Below are 16,111 nucleotides of genomic sequence, written 5' to 3'. Positions count from 1 at the left end.
AAACTAATCTTTTTTCTACCATTTTTGATTATTTATACTTTAATAAAACTTCTACTTAACTCTTTAATATTCTATTGTTATATCCTAAATTTTCTAATTAAGCTAATAGTATAAATTCAAAAAAACAAGAGGAAAAAATGTCTAAATCATTCAAAATATTATTAATCTCAATCTTTGCTGGAATTATTTTCAGCATTCTATCAATCAGCAATAATCAAAATGCCAAAAAAATTAGTCAAGCTATTGAAAGTGGAGTAACTATGACATCTAGTATATCTGCTTTACTAATCAGCTTAAAAGATACCGACGAATAATTAAATAGGGACATTGCACGCAACGTCCCTACAAAGTTATCATTCTTCTTTGCCAGACATTTTTCATCCCCATTTACTATTAAAAAAGCTTATTTTTCTAATTAACTGCAAATTCTGTATAAGGACGTACTTCTGGTGGATGAAAACCCAAAACAATTTGATTTTTCGGAATACCTGCATTGACTAAATCTAAAGCGATACCATCCTCTAAACCATCCCGATGTATCCAGATTTTATCTTCAATTACTTCTACATGAACTAGACATCCATGAACTTGTAAATCATCTTCCCATCCCTGAGTAATTAATAAAAAATTATTCTTATCTTCGCTAATAATTAAACGACATTGTAAATCTCCATAAGCATAAGGAATTTCTGTATATTCCTGAAGTTGCTGTTGAATAGTGTCTCGATATTTAACTAAGGTATCCATTATAATTAATAATTAATAATTAATAATTAATAATTAATAATTAATAATTAATAATTGTTGAACGTATCGCGATAGAAGTCTTTAGCTAGTTTTAATTCTTTTTGTTGAATGGATAAATCAATATATAAATCAAGGCAAAAGTGGGAGCATCTTGCTCCCTAACTATTCTTGCCTTAACAGATACAACGGATTCCACCTTGGTGAGGTACACCCACGCGAGCAAGATGCTCGCACTGGAAACATTCAATTATTAATATCTGTACTTCATATACTTGGAATCTGCTGTATTACTACATTCTAAGAAATCATTTGTTAACTTACAACAAATAACTGTTTTTCTCTACCATTTCGGATAATTTTGAATTCCAATTTTTCCCCTACACTACTATCTTCAACTTTCCTCTGTAATTGTTCTGCATTAATGATGGGTTGATTGTCAATTTCTAGAATTACATCTCCTCTACGAATGCCTGCTTTTTCTGCCGCAGTACCAGACAAAACTTTCGTTACTAAAACTCCATTTACCTCTGGCAAAATTAAAGGAGAATTGGGGTCAACATTATTTTCTTTAGCAATTTCTGGTGTTAGAGAAATCATCTGAATACCAACAGAAGGATGGGGTAGTTGTTCTCCACGAGCTAGTATATATTTGATTTCTTTTAAGTCTGTAACTTCATCTGTTCCTTTTACCTCTCCAATAAACTGTCTACCATCATTCAAACTCACAGTTACTGTGTCAACTTTATCTACTACATGAGCAGAAGAAATCATTTGTCCACTTACAACAAATAACTGTTTTTCTCTACCATTTCGTAGAATCTTAAACTGCAATTTTTGACCAACACCACCATCTTCAACTTTCCTCTGTAATTGCTCTGCATTAACTATTGGTTGATTATCAATTTCTAGAATTACATCTCCTCTCCGAATGCCTGCTTTTTCTGCCGCAGTACCAGACAAAACTTTCGTTACTAAAACTCCATTTACCTCTGGCAAAATTAAAACAGAATTGGGGTCATTATTATTTTCCTTCGCAACTTCTGGAGTCAAAGTAATCATCTGAATACCAACAAAAGGATGGGGTACTTGTTCTCCACGAGCTAATACATCTTTAATTTCTTTAGCTTTATTGATAGGAATAGCAAAACCAATACCCATAGCATCAGCTCTAATTGCAGTATTAATCCCAATTACTTCACCCCGATCATTCAACAACGGACCCCCAGAATTTCCAGGATTAATCGCTGCATCAGTTTGAATAAAATCTAATCTTTTATCAGGAATTCCTACTGCTGAACTAGGACGTTTTAAAGTACTAATAATTCCTAAAGTTACAGTATTATTAAATCCCAAAGGATTTCCTACTGCTATTGCCCAATCTCCTACCTGTACTAAGTCGGAATTACCTAAAGCTGCTACTGGTAAATTTTCACCTTTTGTATCAACTTCAACTACGGCTAAATCTGTAACTTCATCTGTTCCTTTTACTTCTCCAATAAACTGTCTACCATCATTTAAACTCACAGTAACTTTGTCAGCCTGATCTACTACATGAGCATTGGTTAAAATTATACCTTTCGAGTCAACAATAAAACCCGAACCTTGACCTTTTAACAATTCTTGTGAAGGTGGTTGAATCATTAAGTTGTCATCAAAAAAACGTTCAAAAAATGGGTCTTCAAAAAAAGGATTAGTAGGGCGAGTAATTAGTCGTTCTGTATCAATTCTTACCACGGCTGAACCAACTTTATTGACTGCTTCTGTCACAAAACTATTACTATTTCTAGTATTGATATTCTCTGGTATACCTTGCAATGCTACTAAGGGAGGATTCGATAACCCTTTAAATAGTTTAGAAGTTGCCATTGCTGGTGCTATTGGTAGACAAGTAACTATTAAAGTAAAAACAACAAAAATGGCCAATAATTGATAAGTTATTTTGGCAGTTATTTGAGAAAATTTGCACAATTTCATAGCATTAAAGTTTGATTGACTAATTGAGTGGGATTGGTGTTATAATAACCCTAATCCTAACTATATTATACTCAAAATCTATGGTGTTATCTCAGGAACAACAAAAAGAACAGTTACCTCATAATCAAGCCAAGGCAGAGTCAAATTCGGAACATAGCCACCACTCTTCTGCTCATCCTCATGTTCATAGTGAAGAATCCCTACAACGTCTAGTGAATAGATTATCAAGAATTGAAGGGCACGTTAGAGGAATTAAAACTATGATCAAAGATAGTCGTCCTTGTCCTGATGTCTTAGTACAAATAGCTGCAGTTCGTGGTGCTTTGGACCGAGTCGCTCGTATGGTTTTAGATAACCATTTATCTGATTGTATTTCCCGGGCAACTCAAGATGGAGATATTGATGTTGAAGTTGAAGCTTTAAAGTCAGCTTTAGATAGATTTTTACCTTGATTTATTATGTTTTTTCGGATAATTTTTTACCGAAAAATTTTGGTGTAAAGCCTCCCCTTTTAAGGGGACAAAAAAAAATAGAATATTCCATATTTCAAGCCTCCTTATTGCAGGATTAGTGATAACTGATAACTGATAACTGATAACTGAAATGACCTTTATCCACTAAAATTAAATCAATGGTTTGACTAGAAAATTAAGTTATCGATTAGCTGCAAAATCAACAGTAAATTTCATCATATTCCATCAAATAATTTGACTTTTCAACAAAGCAAGAAAAAGATTTCATCAAACAACTTATGTTAAAAAAAATAGCTTTGTGGTTACTTTGGATTGGGTTTAGCACTTACGCATTTATGCTAGCACCTCCTGACCAACCAGATACTTTAGAATTAATCCAAAAATTATCAACAGGTCAATGGGAAAATATCAATCCGTTGATTGTATCTCTATTCAATATTATGGGAATATGGCCGTTGATTTACAGTTGTTTAATGTTCTTTGATGGCAGAGGACAAAAAACACCAGCTTGGTTATTTTCGACATTATCATTTGGAGTCGGAGCATTTGCTATTTTACCCTATTTAGGATGGCGTCAACCTAATCCAAATTTCTCAGGAAAAAAGAACTTATTTTTAAATATTTTAGATTCTCGAATTTTAGGAATTGCTTTAACAGTAGGTACAATTTTATTACTAATATACGGTTTGACAAATGGCGACTGGGGAGATTTTATTCAACAGTGGCAAACCAGTAGATTTATTCATGTAATGAGTTTAGATTTTTGTCTGTTGTGTCTATTATTTCCCACTTTGTTAGAAGATGATATGAGTAGGCGAGGAATGAAAAAATCTCCGTGGTATTGGATAGCATTAGTTCCACTTTTAGGTCCATTAATTTATTTGTCTGTACGTTCACCTTTATTAACAGCAGATACTTCTACAATATCAAATCAACAACAAGCTACATTCAACAATTAATAATTAATAAGTAAATTGATAAGCTATTTTGCATTTAAGTAAGCGATCGGCCATCGGCAGTTAGCAGTAAATGTGCGCGTTTGCAAAGCATACCGGAACGGAAATGCTAAAAGCTAATCGCTAGTTATAGCGCTGTGCGCAGGCGCGGTCGGAACCCGGCGTTTGCGCTTCGCAAAGCTGCGCTAACAGCGGAGCGGCTCTGATAAGAGCGCTCTCCTCACCATGGGAACGCCGATCAAGAGAGCGGTGAGACCGTACGAAAAAAACTGTAGAAAATCGATCTGAGCTTTTATCTTGATATTGGATTAACCAATACAGGCGCTCTCGGCACAGCTCACTATTCCCTCGACAGTAAAAGCCCCTGGGAATTTCTTTCTGATTATCGCATATACTGCCATTAATATCGGCATTAATCACTTTACCTGTTGCACTTCTGAATAAACCACGTTTGACTCGTTTTCCCACATAATTTTCCTGCTGACATGGCAATTCTAGGTCAAGTGCAGAAGTTTTACTGGTGTAACTTTCTTCCGTTTCAATGACTTTGATCCCAGCTAGTTGACATTTATAAGTTATCTGTTGAATTAGCTTTGAGTGGGGTATTTGGGTAAAGTTTTGATTGTTTTTTTTGCCTATATCTGCACATTGTTTCCAGTTCTCATTTTTTCCTATGACTACAGTACCAATATTATTAGTCACTAAATAATTGACAACTAATTTACTGGTGTTATGCAGATAATTCTCCACAAAACGATTTCGGTGATAGGTTAACGCCTCAATCTTACGGCTAGTTTTTCTGTTGCCTTTGAGATGACTTTGGTACTTAGCTTTACGCTTGTTGTAAAGCTGATTAACACTTTTTAGTGGCTTCCCATTAACAAGCATCGGCTTAACACCAGGCTTGTTTGTAGATAGAGCAACTAATCTGTCAATCCCTAAGTCTATTCCGGCTACAGATGTTGAGTGTATTTGTGGCTGAAGTGTTTTTTCATAGACTACTTCAATTATATAGCAGCTAGTAGCAGGTACTATCCTGACTTCGATTACAGTTTCCACAACTACAGGTATTTTGATATCACTCATGGATAAGTGACAAATACCATCTTTGAGAGGGGCTTTATAGACTGATTCCTTTGAATATATAACTACATTTCTACCTTTGGTTTTGTCCTTATACTTTGGTATTTTAGGTTTACCTAAAAACTTCCCTGGATGTTTTGACCATTCTTTGATTGCCTGAAAATAACCACGCCAAGTTGCAACCAAACATTTGATTATTTGTTTTGATACTTTAGTTGGTAATGATCTATAGGCATCGCTATCTTTGGTGGCGTGGTATAGTTTCGTTAAATCCAGACTTTTTGAGGACCTGAAAAAATGCTGACGACAATAATAGTTAGCTAAATTGTACAAGTTTTTCGACTTAAAGGCTAACTCATCACACACCTGCCAATACCGATGTGTTCGGTTAATAATATGTCTGTCAACAAGTCGCATTCACCCACTATAATTCATCTTAAGTCCTGTACCTGTTTAATATTACAACAATGAGTGTAAATTTTACAACTATTTTCTACAGTTTAAGTTTAACAGTTAATCACCCTTGATAGAGTCGAGCGCATTATCTGAGACATCACAGACAGAAGCTGCACCCGAACCGATGAGAGGTCAAGCTAAGATGCCAGGTTCAGCAACTCCTGAGCAGAAGCAAGTAAATCAATGGCCACAAAGAAAATCTTGTTCTCTGGATTAAGCAGGAATCGCCATGCTACATTCATGCCCACATCATGGCCAAACCATGGGGTTTGTACTTGGCCTGTTACCTTAATTCGAGTGTAGCCTTCTTCGTCAGGCTCTGTTATACCCCGTTCAGGCAGCAATCTTATGTTTTGGCAATCCTCCCGGAAAAAGCGCAATAGGGCATTATGTCCCACAACCGGGCGTTGGAACGGCGGTTGCAGGGCCCCATCTGGGGCAAAGAGTTGGATCAGCGCATCAAAGTCATTGGCATTCAGGTTATCCATGTACTGCAAAACGATCTGGCTCTCAACACCGGGAATGGCTGTAATTGGAGTGCGCTCGGCCATGGCTTTGGGAGCAACCAAGGGCTCCGCCACCGGGCTGTAGGCACCCAACTCTGATGGTTCAAAGCCCATATCCACCACTGCATTACGCAGAATTGTAATTTGTTGACCTGGATCGACAACTCGAATGGCTTGAAGGACTGCCGATGCGTTGGCTGAAAGCTTATATTCCCTAGGAATAGGGGTTACAAGACCCTCTTCCATCCATTTGCCCAATTGGAACCAGAAGCCGAGTTTGATGTTCACTGACCAGGTAGCGTAGAGACGGCAGATGGGTCGGTCTGTCCGGCTAGCTAGGTCAAACATTAATTGCGATTGCTCACTAAAACTCATCAGCCTGATCTGACTAAGGGTACTGCTGACAAATTGCATATTCACAGGCTCGGGGGTCGAGATTGACAATGTCTTCCCCATTTCCAGATAGGCAAACCAGATCAGTGCTAGTTTGTCTTCCACAATCAACTGGTTGAAGCGGGCGAGTGTCGCAGGCACCACATCCGCAGAAAGTGTTTTGGGAAAAATATTGCGAGCAGACTCAATATCAAAGGACATCTTTGTTAGGCTCCAGGATCAGACAATTAATTTAAAGTTTACAATGCTTGGGGTTTGAGTAGCAATTGTGCAAGAAACCCCGTCTAGTTGATACTAAAAAGAGCTATTATACCTAGTAGTAGAGCTATTGTTCTTAACAACTGCTTCATAAAACCTACATAAAACGTCACATAGCGTGACATTTTAATGTTTACTTCCTGCTTCCACCGGAACTGTCGGCAGCACTCCGTCCACAGGCATTGACGGTCAAGCCGACCGCATCTCTTAAATTAATTGAGGCATTCCAGTCTCTCTCAATGGATAAACCACATTCTGGGCAGTCATAAGTTCTGACATTCAAAGGCATATCCTGTACATGACCACAATTAGAGCAAGTTTTTGATGATGGAAAAAATCTATCAACTATTACTAATTCACAGCCGTACCATTGACACTTGTATTCTAGCTGTCTTCTAAATTCATAAAATCACTATCTGCTAACTGATTTGGCTAGCTTATGGTTGGCTAACATTCCGGACACATTTAGGTCTTCTATCACAACAGTGCCGTGGTTTTTGGCTAAGTAAGTTGTCAATTTATCAAGTGCATCTTTACGGATATTAGCTACTCGTCTATGTTGTTTGGCTAGCTTGACTACTGCTTTGTACCAATTCCTTGAATGCTTAACTTTCTTACTCAGTTGTCGTTGTAATTTAGCCAGTCTGTTTTGCGCTTTTTTGTAAGGCTTAATACTCTTGAATACTTCACCTGTACTTAGTGTTGCTAGTGTCTTAATTCCTAAATCTACACCTACAACTTCTGTGGTTTTTGGTGTTGAGGTCGGAGTAAATTCATAGCTGCAACTTAAATACCAATCACCAGCTTGTCTGCTGATTGTTATTTTTTTTGTTGTTGCTTCAATTGGTTCATAAGTTTTGACTATACCAATAAAAGGTAATTTGTGATTCCATCCATTTAATTCTATTGGTTTTCCACAATTATCTATGGTGAATGAATCAGACTTCCCTTTCTTTTTAAACCTTGGGCGTTTACCTAAGCCTTGGAAGAACCTCTTAAATGCTTCACCCAAGTTAATAAAAGCATATTGGTAAACTTTAGATGATAAGTTTTTCATCCAGGGGTAGAGTGGTTTGGTGTGATTGGTAAAAACCTCTCTGAGTTTACGAGAGTTGGGCTTGTAACCATCAATATATGCAGCATTCCATAGACTTAAACCCCAGTTGTAGCACCATCTACTATAACCTGCATGTTGAGCCATCAGAGTTTTTTGTTGATTATTTAATTTGAGTTTGGTTCTGATGGATTTCATAGAGATTGAGGGCACTCTATCTAATGGTATGCTTTTTAACGTATTATATCGTTATTCGTTGATTAAGTCAATGCTCTCTTTCGGTTTGATTTTTTTGTAAATAGTTTCTAAGAACAAATACAGGGAAATAAATTGCCGACAATATAAGAATTTTAGCTATTTGGCCTCTTCTGCAATTTGTAAATATACCAGCGCCCATTGCTATAATTATTCCGATCTTTACTTCTCCCCTACTCCCTCACTCTCCCACTCCCTCACTCCCTACTCCCCTACTCGCATTCCCGTTTAGTAACATCATGTCTATACCGAAACATATCCTCTAGTCGAGAATCTACCCACCAACCTAAAAAAGATTCCGCTAACCAATCTCCCGGTAAAGAAAATGCGATCGCATCAGTTAACCTAGTCTTACCATCTTCTTCACTAAACTGATGACGATGAGTCCAGCTAGCCATTGGCCCTTCTTTTTGTTCGTCAGTAAACAGACGATATTTTTCATGCTCCGTATATTCGGCCACCCAATTCACAGGAATTGGACCGAGCCAAATCTTAAATTCTGATATTGCTCCTATTTCTAGTCCACCTTGACAACGGATAATTTGGACTGGTTGCCATGGCGGTGTCAGGATTTGCAAAATATCGGAACGTTCGTGAAATTCCCAAACAACTTCAACTGGTGCATTAATTAACGTTGAATACCGAAAGTGCAACATTCGTGAACTACCTCAACTTGCTACGTTGTGGGGCTTCTGAACTCACAGGGGAATGCCTCAAGACAGACTTACGCCCACCTTTTGGTCTTACTTCCCCTCCTTCCCTACGGGACGCTGCGCGAACAGCAGCAGTCCTTCCAAGACCGTATAGTTGTCTAATGTTTTCTGATCTAATGTTTTTACTCACATTTTCATCTCTGTCGTGGTGTGTACGACAACTCGGACAAGTCCATTCTCTCATATCTAATGGCAGCTCCGATATTTGATACAGACAGTTAGAGCAAGTTTTAGAGCTAGGGAAAAAACGGTCAATCTTAACCAATAAACCGCCTTTTTGCTGTAGTTTATAGTCAAGAAAATTGATAAACATTCCCCATCCCACATCAGAAATAGCCTGAGCTAAGTTATGATTACAAACCATACCCTTGATATTCAAATTCTCCACAACCACTACTTGATTATCATTGACAATTTTTCTAGATAATTTATGTAGAAAGTCTTGGCGGGTATTGCTAATACGTTCGTGAACTCTAGCTACTAGCTTACGAGCTTTTTGTCTTGATTTACTCCCAATGTTATTACGGGCTAATTTAGCCTGTTTTCGAGCTAAGTTTTTTTGATGTTTTTTGAAGTGTTTAGGATTAGCATATTTAGATACTTTTTCTCCATTATGGGTAATACAAAAATCTTTTAAGCCTAAATCTATACCGATAACCTTACCTGTAACAACCACTTCCGGAGTTTCTTGTTTAGTGTCAAATAACAATGAAGCGTAATACTTTCGGGTTGGTGTTTTAGTAATGGTTACGGTTTTTAGTTGACCATCAAATAGCCGATGAATAGATGCTTTGATTACTCCAACTTGAGGGATTTTTACCCCATTCTCCACTACCTGACAGTTCTGAGGATATTGGGCTGATTGTCTGCCATGATAGGACTTGAATCTTGGGTATTTAGCTCTACCTTCAAAAAAGTTCTTGAAAGCTTTAGTTAAGTTCAGGGTTGTGGACTGCAAAACTTGTGAGTAACACTCTTTTAGCCATGCAGTTTCTTCTGATTTTTTGAGTAATGGTAAAACTTGATTGAGAGCTATTTGAGTTAACCCTTTACCTGTTTCTTTGTAAGTTTGATTGGACAAATTCAAAGCATAATTCCACCGCCATCTGGCTGCCCCCATGACTTGAGTTAGTTTTTGGCACTGCTGAGGGTTGGGATAGATTCTGACTTTGATGGCTCTATACAATAGTTTCAGGTGAACTAGGGTTGATGGTCAATTATCATAACACAGGATGACAAAATGTGGACGCTTTGCGGTTTATTTGTTGGTCGGGTATTCATCCCTAACCTACAGAGGATGAGGGAATTCTGCCGGACATTTCGTTAATCCTCAAAGCTTATCATAATTATTGTTTACTATAAGGGCTACTTCATTGCTATTTTAACAGTCCTGAAGTTGCAGCTCTACTTGGTTTTTTGGTGGTTAATGTTCTCGTCTCAGACTGGAAGTAAAAGTTAATGTTAAAAACTTATCAAAAATACTTAAATCTGATACCACAATATTTCTGAAGTTAGAGTAGTTTTTCATTCCCAGAAGTTTTACTTTCTCCAAATAAGTTTATATACTTAAGCATAATTTGTCTTTTCTTATACAAAATTTTTTTTTCATACTAACTTAAGTTATACTTTTTCTCTTTTTAAGAATGTATAAATACTAATTCAATTTACAGATTTATCGAAAAAAATTGTATAGATAAATAATGCATAGCTCGCCACGTCCGAATGTCAAAGCTTAAGTAAAATCGAACATTACCACTATAAATTTAGAAATATTGCATACTTGTAATTGATATAGAGTTATATATTCTTGACAAATTTATCTTATGAAGATTTGGTAATACCAATTTAAAATAATTGCTAGTTTGATGAATACTAAGTAAATATATACAGTAAGTCTAGCTAGAAAAATCTTATTAATTTATGATATTATTTAAGTAGAGTGATGGAATTTTCAAGTTAACAATATTCATGGTGTCCAAAAAAATGTATCAAAAGAAACTAATAGAAATGGCTGATTTATCGTGAAGTTGAACGTAATTACTTCTTTGATTCTTGGTTAATAAGTAGTGACACAAAAATGTAGATAATCCCTAATAAATTACAAAACAAATAACCATGATTTTACCTCTATCTATAAATCATAAAATTAAACCATCCCAAGTCTCAGCACAATTACTGATGCCCAGTGTAAAACCATTAAATCCTACTGCTGCTTCTTACTACTATCTGACTGACTTAGGAACACTTGGAGGTGATATAAGTGTAGCTAAAGATATTAATGATTCTGCTCAAATAGTCGGTTATTCAATTAATGATATAGGTCAAAAACAAGCCTTTGTATGGGACTCTAACGAAGGTATGCAAGATATTGGTACTATTGGTAATAATTCTAGCTGTGCCTATAGTATTAATGAATATGGTCAAGTAGTTGGCTATTCTGAATATTATTGTGGTCAACGGAAAGCTTTTATTTGGGATAAGACAAAAGGCATATATTACCTTGATACTAAAAGTAACAATTTGAGTGAGGCTTATAGTATTAATAATTCTGGTCAAGTAGTAGGTTTTTCTGTCACTAATAATGGTCAACGGAAAGCTTTTATTTGGGATGAGACAAAAGGCATACAAAATCTTAGTATTTCTGATGATATAGAAAGTAGTGCATACGCAATTAACTATTCTGGTCAAGTAGCAGGCTATTCTGTTTCTTCAGATTTAATCGTCAAAGCTTTTATATGGAATAGTGATAAAGATATCCAAGAATTACCAGGTTTTTTAGGTTCAGATATTAATACGTCTGGTCAAGCGATCGGTTTTTATTCTGTACCTCAACACAATAACCGAGCTTTCTTGTGGAATAACAGTGAGGAATTTCAAGACCTTGGTACTATTTCTAATAATGTCAATTTACAATTTTTTGACAGTGAAGCTCATAGTATTAATGATTCTGGTGTAATAGTTGGTTATTCTGACAAGCTAATAAATACAGAGCAAGAAGGATGGGCTAAAAGAGCTTTTATTTGGGATAGTCTTAATAAGATGCAAGACCTAAATGATTTGATCGATCCGTCCTCGGGTTGGGTTCTTAAGGAAGCACGATCTATTAATAATCATGGGCAAATTGTGGGATGGGGAATTAAAGATCAAAGTTGTTGTGCTTTTCTGTTGACACCTATTTTCTAACAGAAATAATAGATAATACAATTAAATATTTATTGGTAGTGATTTTCCTAGATAATTCATACTCAAACTTTAATACATATCGCTTTGCTTCTAGAAATAGAGGCAAAGCTACAAGTTAATAGCTTGTTTTTGCTAGGAGAAAATAAGCTATAGTTTTGATTAAGTAATTGCAATTCCCAAAAATAATGCTATACTTCCGATGCGACTTTAGCTATTAAGTAGTAATAATGGTTCAGTAATGTTTGTAACGATTATCGGCATTAAACAAAGATATAACCTACATTCCGTACCACAAAATGTAGCAACCGAATCAGGAGTCAGGAGACAGCTATACTGGAGACAGAATTTTAGAAGAGAATCATAGTTGTCACGATTGAGTACACGATCGGGTAAGTATTTATGCGTAAATTTTTTACTCAGAATTTGATGAACGAAAAAAGTAATTGAGATGATTTGCATAGTATAAATACTTACTAAGCTACAGATTTATATACTACTTTTAATGTTACGCTCTTGACGTGCGGAATGTGGGATATAAGATATCTTTGAATTCTACTCCCTACTCCCTACTCCCTACTCCCTACTATCAAGGAAATGTAGCAATACTTTTGAGAAATGGTATAATTGCAAACAAAAAGTAATTTCATTAGATTTCATTAGATATTATTTTTAGGCAAAAATTCACAACTTTGTTTCAAAATTTCCCTGCTTCTCAATCATCCTCTTGAAAAGAATATCATGTGCGTTTAATAAGTGATAAAACCCACATTCCGCACCACAAAATGTAGCAACCGAATCAGGAGTCAGGAGTCAGCTATACTGGAGACAGAATTTTAGAAGAAAATCATAGCTGCCGCGATCGAGTCATCATAAGAGTAAGTATTTATGCGTAAATTTTTTACTCAGAATTTGATGAACGAAAAAAGTAATTGAGATGATTTGCATAGTATAAATACTTACTAAGCTACAGATTTATATACTACTTTTAATGTTATAAATTGAAGTGCGGAATGTGGGATAAAAAATTGTCTTCTCCTCTTCCTTCTTTTTCTCTCCTAAATTCTGAATTCTAAATTCTAAATTCTAAATTATGAATTGCCATAGCTTCTGCTAAATGTTTCTTTAAAGTTGTTATTGGTAGAGGTCCTTGAATATGATTCCAAGGCAAAATTTGCTCTAACTCCCAATCATTAAAAACATAAAAATCCAACTCTGGTAACTCCCCACGCAACTCCTTAAAAGCTCTCTTATAACTGCCCAAAGAATCTCCATAATTTCTTACCAATTCTAATAAATTAGATAACCTTCTATCTCCTCTAGAAATTAACCCTTGTATTACCGACCATTTATAACTTTCTGGGCGAAAATCTATCCCTTTTGAGCGTAGTTGTTTCTCCAAAAACTTCAGCCTTTTTTCTGATTGAGAGTTGACTCCAAACCATTGAAAAGGAGTGTGAGATTTCGGTACAAAAGTGCTACATCCCAAACTTAATCTCAAACCAGGAGCAGCTTTTTTCAAAGCCAACATCATTTCTATAGTAGCATCCAAATCTTCTACTTCCTCTCCTGGTAAACCCACCATTCCATAAAATTTAATTGCTTTTAAACCACCAGCTTTAGCATTAACAGCAGCTTCAATAATCTCCTCATTTTCCAACTTTTTATTGATAATTTTTCGTAGGCGATCGCTCCCACTTTCTACAGCAATAGTAATTGATTTTGTATCCCTATTACTCAAAATTTTTGCTAATTTTTCCGTCACCGTATTTGTTCTAACCGATGCAATACTCAACCGAATATCATCATATTTTTGCTGATTCAAATAATCTAGTAAACTATCAAATTCTGGATGTTGAGTTACCGAAGCACCCAATAAACCCAAACGTTTTGTAACAGTTAATCCCTTTTCAATTGCTGGAATAAGAGACCCTTCTAAACTAGCACTTCTAAACGGCAAAGTCAGATAACTTGCCAAACAAAAACGACACATTTCCGGGCAACTTCTCACCACTTCTACCATAAAAATATTTTCCCAAGCAGCCTTTTCAGTCACTACGGTAGAAGCAGATAAAGTATTACCCCGATAAGTTTGTTTTTGTACCAAAGCCGGAATATCTTTATCTATAGGTTCAATAGATTTAATAGCACCATCAGCACTTTCATAAGTTACTTCATAAAGACTAGGAATATAAACCCCAGGTACTTGAGATAAATGTTTTAATTGTACTTGTTTTTCAGCACCCCTAATTTCTTTATAAGCTTCAATAAAATCTGCCAATAAATTTTCCCCATCCCCCAGTAAAATTACATCAAAAAATCAGCAAAAGGTTCAGGGTTTGCCGTTAAAACAGGTCCGCCACCAAATATGATTGGATAATTTTTTGCTGAACGATTTTTAGCTCTAATAGGAATTTCTAAAGATTCCAGAATATTGAAAATATTCACATAATCAAGTTCCCAAGAAACAGAAAAACCAAATAATTCTGTTTCCTGTGGAAGAGGTTCATTAATATCAGTAAATAAACGACTAACTTGTAGATCGGAACGCATTGCCAAAGTTGCCCAAACAATCTGATAACCAAGGCTAGTTATCCCTACAGTATATTCATTAGGAAAAGCAAAAATAATCGGAATAGCATTAGATTCAGGTATTGCTGGAGTGAAGAGTAAACGTTCAGTATTAAATATATTAGTAGACATACTTAAACAGTTATAAGTTATCAGTTATCAGTTATCAGTTATCAGTTATTAGTTATCAGCTATCAGTTATCAGTTATCAGTTATTATACTAATTTAAAAAAGAATTTTATGAATAATAAAGGCAGTAGGGGCGAATGGCCATTCGCCCTTGAAAGCAGATTTCCCTTTGGCAAAAAAGATAATTTCCGACCTAAAAAATGGTATTAAAGCCATTCCCATACGACTCCTGAGGACTGACTCCTAAGAAATACCCTAGATATTTGTAGCAAACATTTATCAATTTGATATTATACCAATTTAAAAAAGAATTTTATGAATAATAAAGGCAGTAGGGGCAAATTGCCATTCGCCCTGAAAAGCAGATTTCCCTTTGGCAAAAAGATAATTTCCAACCTAAAAAATGGTATTGAAGCTATTCACTCTGACTTCTAACTCCTGACTCCTGACTCCTAAAAAATACCCTAGATATTTGTAGCAAATATTTATCAATTTGATATTATACCAATTTAAAAAAGAATTTTATGAATAATAAAGGCAGTAGGGGCGAATGGCCATTCGCCCTTGAAAGCAGATTTCCTTTGGCAAAAAGATAATTTCCGACCTAAAAATGGTATTAAAGCCATTCCCATACGACTCCTGAGGACTGACTCCTAAGAAATACCCTAGATATTTGTAGCAAACATTTATCAATTTGATATTATACCAATTTAAAAAAGAATTTTATGAATAATAAAGGCAGTAGGGGCAAATTGCCATTCGCCCTGAAAAGCAGATTTCCCTTTGGCAAAAAGATAATTTCCAACCTAAAAAATGGTATTGAAGCTATTCACTCTGACTTCTGACTCCTGAGGACTGACTCCTAAGAAATACCCTAGATATTTGTAGCAAACATTTATCAATTTGGTATTATACCAATTTAAAAAAGAATTTTATGAATAATAAAGGCAGTAGGGGCGAATGGCCATTCGCCCTTGAAAGCAGATTTTCCTTTGGCAAAAAAGATAATTTCCGACCTAAAAATGGTATTAAAGCCATTCCCATACGACTCCTGACTCCTGACTCCTAAGAAATACCCTAGATATTTGTAGCAAACATTTATCAATTTGATATTATACCAATTTAAAAAAGAATTTTATGAATAATAAAGGCAGTAGGGGCAAATTGCCATTCGCCCTGAAAAGCAGATTTCCCTTTGGCAAAAAAGATAATTTCCAACCTAAAAAATGGTATTGAAGCTATTCACTCTGACTTCTAACTCCTGACTCCTAATAAATAGCCTAGTGCAGGATGGCAGAAATAACTGACCAGTTACAAAATCCTAAAACAATTATAAATCAATACTTTTTCTGAGAAGTATAGC

General features: G+C 35.7%; 11 protein-coding genes and 3 pseudogenes. 5 read left to right on the top strand and 9 right to left on the bottom strand.

Annotated features, from left to right (window positions below; all coding sequences use genetic code 11):
* Window positions 1–137: 137 nt before the first annotated feature.
* Window positions 138–314, top strand: coding sequence for a hypothetical protein (locus SAGCYANO_RS24085; protein WP_202222396.1), 177 nt, complete (start codon window positions 138–140; stop codon window positions 312–314).
* A 97-nt stretch (window positions 315–411) separates the two neighbouring features.
* Here SAGCYANO_RS24085 and SAGCYANO_RS24080 read toward each other — a convergent pair whose 3' ends face one another.
* The 3 genes and pseudogenes from SAGCYANO_RS24080 to SAGCYANO_RS24070 form a co-directional block, all read right to left on the bottom strand.
* Complete coding sequence (locus SAGCYANO_RS24080; RefSeq protein WP_202222395.1) at window positions 412–747, bottom strand: XisI protein; 336 nt, start codon at window positions 745–747, stop codon at window positions 412–414.
* 312 nt (window positions 748–1,059) lie between these two features.
* On the bottom strand, window positions 1,060–1,518 hold the full coding sequence (locus tag SAGCYANO_RS47980; RefSeq protein ID WP_202222408.1) for a PDZ domain-containing protein: 459 nt from the start codon (window positions 1,516–1,518) through the stop codon (window positions 1,060–1,062).
* Window positions 1,516–2,721: pseudogene (locus SAGCYANO_RS24070) on the bottom strand (HhoA/HhoB/HtrA family serine endopeptidase); the annotation flags it as partial. The gene SAGCYANO_RS47980 and the pseudogene SAGCYANO_RS24070, both read right to left, overlap by 3 nt.
* Before the next feature lie 80 nt (window positions 2,722–2,801).
* On the opposite strand from SAGCYANO_RS24070, the gene SAGCYANO_RS24065 reads away from it, so the two are divergent.
* Together SAGCYANO_RS24065 and SAGCYANO_RS24060 are read left to right on the top strand one after the other, a co-directional pair.
* On the top strand, window positions 2,802–3,173 hold the full coding sequence (locus tag SAGCYANO_RS24065) for a metal-sensitive transcriptional regulator (protein WP_202222394.1): 372 nt from the start codon (window positions 2,802–2,804) through the stop codon (window positions 3,171–3,173).
* A gap of 299 nt (window positions 3,174–3,472) precedes the next feature.
* Window positions 3,473–4,153 (top strand): DUF2834 domain-containing protein, encoded by a 681-nt coding sequence (locus tag SAGCYANO_RS24060; RefSeq protein ID WP_202222393.1) that lies wholly within the window; start codon window positions 3,473–3,475, stop codon window positions 4,151–4,153.
* 120 nt (window positions 4,154–4,273) lie between these two features.
* On the opposite strand, the gene SAGCYANO_RS24055 is transcribed toward SAGCYANO_RS24060, so the two are convergent.
* From SAGCYANO_RS24055 to SAGCYANO_RS24035, 5 genes and pseudogenes are all read right to left on the bottom strand, one after another.
* Window positions 4,274–5,650: an RNA-guided endonuclease TnpB family protein gene (locus SAGCYANO_RS24055; RefSeq protein ID WP_202222392.1), complete on the bottom strand. Its 1,377-nt coding sequence runs from the start codon at window positions 5,648–5,650 to the stop codon at window positions 4,274–4,276.
* A 176-nt stretch (window positions 5,651–5,826) separates the two neighbouring features.
* Window positions 5,827–6,789: an orange carotenoid-binding protein gene (locus SAGCYANO_RS24050; RefSeq protein ID WP_202222391.1), complete on the bottom strand. Its 963-nt coding sequence runs from the start codon at window positions 6,787–6,789 to the stop codon at window positions 5,827–5,829.
* Between the two features lie 190 nt (window positions 6,790–6,979).
* Window positions 6,980–8,104 (bottom strand): annotated as a pseudogene (locus SAGCYANO_RS24045) (RNA-guided endonuclease InsQ/TnpB family protein).
* 263 nt (window positions 8,105–8,367) lie between these two features.
* A complete protein-coding gene (locus tag SAGCYANO_RS24040; RefSeq protein ID WP_202222390.1) occupies window positions 8,368–8,811 on the bottom strand; it encodes an SRPBCC family protein in 444 nt (147 codons plus the stop codon).
* 7 nt (window positions 8,812–8,818) lie between these two features.
* Window positions 8,819–10,054, bottom strand: a complete 1,236-nt coding sequence (locus tag SAGCYANO_RS24035; protein WP_375339982.1) for an RNA-guided endonuclease InsQ/TnpB family protein — start codon at window positions 10,052–10,054, stop codon at window positions 8,819–8,821.
* Window positions 10,055–10,983: 929 nt separating this feature from the next.
* Here SAGCYANO_RS24035 and SAGCYANO_RS24030 point away from each other — a divergent pair.
* Window positions 10,984–12,051 (top strand): DUF3466 family protein, encoded by a 1,068-nt coding sequence (locus SAGCYANO_RS24030; RefSeq protein WP_202222389.1) that lies wholly within the window; start codon window positions 10,984–10,986, stop codon window positions 12,049–12,051.
* A 1,069-nt stretch (window positions 12,052–13,120) separates the two neighbouring features.
* Here the strand turns inward: SAGCYANO_RS24030 and SAGCYANO_RS24025 are convergent.
* A pseudogene (locus tag SAGCYANO_RS24025) lies at window positions 13,121–14,751 on the bottom strand (B12-binding domain-containing radical SAM protein).
* A gap of 931 nt (window positions 14,752–15,682) precedes the next feature.
* Here SAGCYANO_RS24025 and SAGCYANO_RS47975 point away from each other — a divergent pair.
* Window positions 15,683–15,817 (top strand): hypothetical protein, encoded by a 135-nt coding sequence (locus SAGCYANO_RS47975; protein WP_255502682.1) that lies wholly within the window; start codon window positions 15,683–15,685, stop codon window positions 15,815–15,817.
* The last annotated feature ends 294 nt before the right edge of the window (window positions 15,818–16,111 follow it).

This window comes from Okeania sp. KiyG1, from assembly GCF_014132355.1.
Lineage (GTDB): Bacteria > Cyanobacteriota > Cyanobacteriia > Cyanobacteriales > Microcoleaceae > Okeania.
This window is presented reverse-complemented; position numbering and strand designations above follow the sequence as displayed.